Raw genomic sequence first — 5,217 nt, forward strand, 5'->3', positions numbered from 1 at the left:
CGCCGCCCTGCGCGTATCTCACACCCCACAGCTACCGACCCGACTCAGCCCCTGTCAGGCGAACGGCCCGACATCACCCAATCAAGTTCAGTAGCGTATGGGCAGGTCTACACCACATTGCGACGTCTGCTGCGGGATGGCCTGGTCGTTGTAGAAGGTTCTGATTTTGATGGCGGCCCGGAGCGCACTCTCTATCGGTCGACCGACGAGGGGACACGCCAACTCGCCCAATGGGCGACAGAAGTCACGGCTCCCGCCCCCTTCATCACGAACGAAATCTTCACCAAGCTCGTCGCTTCGATCCTTGCCGGTGCAGCCGGGACGGGAGTGGATGACAGTCTGTTGAAGCCGGACGCGGCGACGTATCTCCGGGCCCAGCGCCACGCACACTTGGAGCGAGTGCGTGAATTTACCGAGGTCAAGACGACCGCAGACGTTGACGTTGGCACAGCACTTGCTGCCGAGTATGCGCTTGCGCACCTCGAAGCCGACCTGCAATGGATAGCCACCGCTGCCAGCCACATCGACAGCCTGAGCGCAAATATCGGTGAAAGTCGCAGACCTGCGCCACCCGTCAAGACCGGCAGGGGTCGTGATGCTGGCGCCGATGAGAGCACGAGAGCCTCGCGATAGGCGAGCCGACAGATCGCCACAAACTGACCATTAGGAGCCCCGGACCATCACCAGCATTGCGTTCACGCGCCCGGTGGTTCCGCTTGCGGGAATAGTACAGAGTCGAAGTCCCACCGCACAGGATCAGGCCCTTGACCGAAAGTGACGGTTGTTCACGTGAGTGGTCAGCCATAGAGTCACCCGTGTTTTGGCATGTGACAGGGTCATGAGGTCCCGTCTTGCGGGCATGCCGTTCCCGAGGGAGGAGGGACACCCCTCTTCAGTGCGCTCGGTCTCGACTCGCCTATGAATAGGAACTACTGTGAGATCTCTCTACGCGCGTTCAACTGCCTGCAGGCATCGATTCGTCGAATTGCAGTGGTGCTGTTCAGTGCCGTGACTGTTGTCGGTATATTCAGCGCCCCCGCGCAGGCTGGCAGCTACACCAGCTCTATATCCGGGGCAGCCGCGGGTTTTGAGTCCAACCGCTGGAGCGAGACGTCTTCTGCCACGACGACGACCATCAAGTTCACGGGCTGCAGCGGCGCCAACACCGTCGTGAACGTCACGCTGGCGAAAGACATTGCTAACCTTCCCGACTCGTACTACGTGAGGGCTGCGTTCACGCAGTGCTTCGCGAGCAGCTCTTCGACGTCCACAGGCAACTGGTCTGACCACGGGGCTGGCAAGTACTACTTCATTGTCAACGACGGCGGCGGGGACAGGGTCTCGGTCCGGACGCTGACCGTTTCCTGGTAACTGCACTCTTCCCCTGCCACCGGCACGCGCGGTGGCAGGGGCCTGCTCTGTCGATGAGGTTCCCTTCATGCCGTTGCACTACCAGTCCTGTACGTTCCGCTACAACCGCAGAACGCGCCCTGTCATCGACAGACTTGACCTGCGATTCTCGCCGGGTAACACCGTGATCCTTGGCCCGAACGGAGCGGGTAAAAGTACACTGCTCGCACTCGGAGCGAGTGCAATTTCCCCCCAGAAGGGGGAGATTCAATTTGGGGAGTTGCGCCCAGCGAACAGGAAGAGCCTGTCTGCCTACCGCAGCAAGGTGTCATGGCTCCCCCAGCGCAGCTCTTCCCTTCCGGGGTTGACCTGCCGGGAGCAAGTCGCATATGTCGGATGGCTCAAGGGAATGCGGGAGCAGGACGCTTGGCGAGCCACCCCCGCGGTGATTGAGCGCGTCGGGCTGACAGCGAAGATGAACGACAAGGTGAACACCTTGTCCGGAGGCCAGCAGCAGCGACTGGCGATTGCCCAAGCGCTTGTTCACGGCGCGGAACTTCTTCTGCTTGACGAGCCTACTGTCGGTCTCGACCCCACTCAGCGCCGCCGATTCCATGACCTTCTCGTGGAGCTTCGTGGGGCGGTGCACGTGATCGTGTCTACCCACGACATTGGCGACCTAGACCAAGCATTCGACGAGGTGGTGGTCCTGGAGGGCGGCGTACCCCGTTTTCAAGGGTCTGTAGCCGAGTTCGAGAGCTATGCTGCTCCCGAAAGCGTCCCTGGACGGCGCCTGGAGAGCGCATACTCCGCGCTGCTGGGATCGGTGGAACAGTGATCTCGCTCGGCAATCTGCGCGCCTCCTCAGCCCCCTGGCTGCTTCTGCCGGCTGCCCTCTACATGGGCAGTTACGTTGGCGGGGACAACTTCTGGGGCGTGCACAACTACGGACCAGCCTCAGGTGAACTCGCCGCCTGGGGGATCACCGTGATCACCCCGGCAGTGGCCGGAGCTGCCGCCTGGGAAGCCGGCCGCCAGAAGGTCCTGGGAAGCCTCCGAGATGCCAGTGCACGCAGTGTGGTGCGACAGTGGCTATGGGCAATTCGACCTGTCATTGCCCTGCATCTTTCACTTGTGGTCGCCGCACTTGCCTTGGCCAAGTTCACGGTCGGCGCCTGGCCTAGCGGTGCTGGCCTGCTGTCTGTTGCACACTTGCTGGTACTTCCCTGCGGGTGGATGATCATCGGCTGGGTGATGGGACTGTTGTGTCCCCGGGCTGTCGCAGCACCAGCCGTCGCAGTCGGAAGTTGGGCATGGCTGGCTGTTCCAGCGTCAATGAGTTCCCCTTCGTGGCGCCACCTGGGCGGCTTCGTGATTGAGGGGTCCACTCTGACCGATACCCTTGATCCGCTCGCTTACTTCATTCCGTGGCTGGTCGCGGCTGGGCTCGCGGGAGCGTTCGTCCTCATCGCCGGCTCACGGCGCATGCCATGGCTGGTAGCTGCTAGCGCAGCGCTTGTCGTAGCAACGCTCGTCGGCGGACGCAGCCTGGTAGCGGACTGGGGATTTAGCCCTCCGACAAACGCTCGCCTTGGACACACAGTCTGCGTCGGCAGAGCACCTGCAGTCTGCGTGCCCGAAGAGTACAGAGCCGAGGCTGCCGCAATCCGCCGCCATTCCTTGCCCGCTCTGAAGGCGCTAGAAGTCAGCGGGGTACCCATGCCGATGACACTGCGGTTGGGCTCTGCTGATCTCCCATCAGAGCGAGGGACTTGGCCTCTCTACTGGTCGCCCGATAGCTCCATCGAGCAACTCAACGTCGACCTCGCCCGGTCAGCAGTCACAGGTACGGCCGCGCTGCACGGAGTGCACGATTGCCGGCAACCATCAATCGCAGCTACTTGGGCCCTGCTGAAGGTAGGGGTGAATGAGAAGGACGTGCAGGCCAACACCTCTCCCCAGGAGTGGGAGGAATTGCTGCGCATCCGCGATCTGACAGCCGAACAGCAGGCAGACTGGTTCACATCGATTGTTCAGGACCAAACACACTGCATGGCAGGTCTGACATGAGGCTTTACTTCAACGTCATGCGGCGCTGGTGGATCGTGCTTCTGGCCATTTCGCTTCTCGGTCTGGTCTGCTGGAGCCTCGGTGGGACCGAAATCCCTGTGCCTGGCTTCATAGGCGGCATGGTTAGCATGCGCGTTAAGTACTTCGCTCCTCTCCTCGTTGTCGTCGCTGTCTTGTACTGCCTCGAACGTCGGCTGCAAGCCCAAGAGAGTACGGCGGTCGTGCGCCTGCGAGGCTGGGACCTGGCAGTGGTTTCTCTCACAGCAGTCCTCGGCCATTTGCTGGGTCTCTTCGTGGGTATGGACATACCTCGCAACCTGATGCTTCTCCTCGCATTCGCTCTGGTCATTCGACAGTTCAGTAACGAGGCGGCGGCCGGGGGGGCCTGTTTGCTGCTCCTACTTGCCACTGCCAGCCTCGGCCGCAGCTATGAGCCCTCGGGCCAGCTGACAGGCCAATGGTGGGCGATTCCCCTCTACCCGTCCGAGAGTCTGCGCGCTTGGGTTGTGGCTCTTGCCCTCTTCGGCTGCGGGCTGCTGTCCTCAGGTCGGAGCAGAGGGTTCCGCTAATCCTGAGGTTCAATTGAGGTCGCTGGTGTGACAGAAGGGGGGCTTCTGCACATCAGCGGGGCCGATCCGGAAGGTAGTTACGGTCTTGCGAAGGGCGGCGTCCTCCGCGGACGAACTGCTCGAACATCATCGCGCAGCAGCCGTCCAGATCGCCTTGAACTGCGGCCAACTTTTCACCCAGCACCCGGTCATTACCGTTGCATGGAGACGCCTATGGCCACCCTGGCGCGGGAGTGGGGACCATCGCGGGTGGCGCCCGGTCCGTCACGATCAAGTCCGGTGCCACTAAAAGAGCGTTTTGTCCTGGCGGGGGTGTTTGGTAAGTCGCGCGGTGTCAGCGGGTTGGGGCCCCGCACGGAGGCGTGTGAGGATCCGCCCGTGGAGTGCGATGTGTGTGGACGGGCGATGTGGCGATGGCCGACGCTGCCGACTGTGTGGGAAGAGGAGATCTGGTCCTGTCCCTGGTGCTACGCCGCCACCCATGTGGGTGGCGAGTGGTTCGAGGTCGCGCGGCCGCCGTACTTGCCCGTGAGCATGCGTTGGGAGAGGGCCGTCGCGGACGGCCTTCCCGCCGACGTCTCCCACGCTTTCGGCATCTTCGACAGGACGCTGTGCGGAATCCAGCAAGTCGGCATGTCGCCGTCCGATCACTGGTGGCAGCCGGAGCGGGAGAACGTCTGTGGCGCCTGCCGCGAGGTGGCAGGCGTCATCGATGGACGGTGGCCACAGGCGATGAGGGACGAGGACGCGCGGGTCAGCGTGGCCCGGCGGCTATGAGTCCTTCCAATTCGGAGTCGACTCTCGGGTGAGCCTGCGGCTCATCAGGTCGATCATCGCGAGGCGGATCATGGCTTCGGAACGGTGTGGGTGGGTTTCGTAGTCGCGGGCGAGGCGACGGTGGTGCATGAGCCATCCGAAGGTCCGCTCGACGACCCAACGTCGCGGAATCACCTTGAAGCCTTTCTGGGCAGGGTCGCGGCGGGTGACTTCGACATCGATGCCGAGGCGGGCGCCGTGGTCGATGACCTTGGTGCGGTAGCCGCTGTCGACCCACGCCTTCGCGACGCGGGGGTGGCCTTCAGCGATGTTCGAGAGCAGGCGGATTCCGCTGGCATTGTCGGAGACGCTGGCGGCTGAGGCGTCCCCCGGAGTGTGGACACAGGGGCTCATGCCGCGATTGAGAGTTTAACTGCTCGCAGATGCTGCTGTTCGAACTCCACGGGTGAGA

General features: G+C 62.7%; 6 protein-coding genes and 1 pseudogene. 6 read left to right on the forward strand and 1 reads right to left on the reverse strand.

The window, feature by feature from the left end; translation table 11 throughout:
• The first annotated feature begins 15 nt into the window (after positions 1 to 15).
• The 6 genes from ACWD04_RS33695 (at position 16) to ACWD04_RS33720 (ending at position 4,766) form a co-directional block, all read left to right on the forward strand.
• Positions 16 to 633, forward strand: a complete 618-nt coding sequence (locus ACWD04_RS33695) for a PadR family transcriptional regulator (protein ID WP_451137539.1) — start codon at positions 16 to 18, stop codon at positions 631 to 633.
• A 285-nt stretch (positions 634 to 918) separates the two neighbouring features.
• Positions 919 to 1,371: a hypothetical protein gene (locus ACWD04_RS33700; RefSeq protein WP_451137534.1), complete on the forward strand. Its 453-nt coding sequence runs from the start codon at positions 919 to 921 to the stop codon at positions 1,369 to 1,371.
• A 67-nt stretch (positions 1,372 to 1,438) separates the two neighbouring features.
• On the forward strand, positions 1,439 to 2,188 hold the full coding sequence (locus ACWD04_RS33705) for an ABC transporter ATP-binding protein (RefSeq protein ID WP_451137535.1): 750 nt from the start codon (positions 1,439 to 1,441) through the stop codon (positions 2,186 to 2,188).
• Positions 2,185 to 3,420 carry a DUF7224 domain-containing protein gene (locus ACWD04_RS33710; RefSeq protein ID WP_451137536.1) on the forward strand — a complete coding sequence of 412 codons (1,236 nt, stop codon included), beginning with the start codon at positions 2,185 to 2,187 and terminating at the stop codon, positions 3,418 to 3,420. The genes ACWD04_RS33705 and ACWD04_RS33710 overlap by 4 nt, the downstream gene beginning before the upstream one ends.
• Positions 3,417 to 3,989 carry a hypothetical protein gene (locus ACWD04_RS33715; protein WP_451137537.1) on the forward strand — a complete coding sequence of 191 codons (573 nt, stop codon included), beginning with the start codon at positions 3,417 to 3,419 and terminating at the stop codon, positions 3,987 to 3,989. The genes ACWD04_RS33710 and ACWD04_RS33715 overlap by 4 nt, the downstream gene beginning before the upstream one ends.
• A gap of 432 nt (positions 3,990 to 4,421) precedes the next feature.
• Positions 4,422 to 4,766 (forward strand): hypothetical protein, encoded by a 345-nt coding sequence (locus tag ACWD04_RS33720; RefSeq protein WP_451137538.1) that lies wholly within the window; start codon positions 4,422 to 4,424, stop codon positions 4,764 to 4,766.
• On the opposite strand, the pseudogene ACWD04_RS33725 reads toward ACWD04_RS33720, so the two are convergent.
• Positions 4,761 to 5,126: pseudogene (locus ACWD04_RS33725) on the reverse strand (transposase); the annotation flags it as partial. The gene ACWD04_RS33720 and the pseudogene ACWD04_RS33725 overlap by 6 nt on opposite strands.
• Between the last annotated feature and the right edge of the window lie 91 nt (positions 5,127 to 5,217).

Source organism: Streptomyces sp. NPDC002911, from assembly GCF_053591835.1.

Excerpts from the sequence above, each read along its gene's own strand:
- ACWD04_RS33700 (WP_451137534.1), top strand. The coding sequence starts at position 919 with ATGAATAGGAACTACTGTGAGATCTCTCTACGCGCGTTCAACTGCCTG.
- ACWD04_RS33705 (WP_451137535.1), top strand. The coding sequence starts at position 1,439 with ATGCCGTTGCACTACCAGTCCTGTACGTTCCGCTACAACCGCAGAACG.
- ACWD04_RS33715 (WP_451137537.1), top strand. The coding sequence starts at position 3,417 with ATGAGGCTTTACTTCAACGTCATGCGGCGCTGGTGGATCGTGCTTCTG.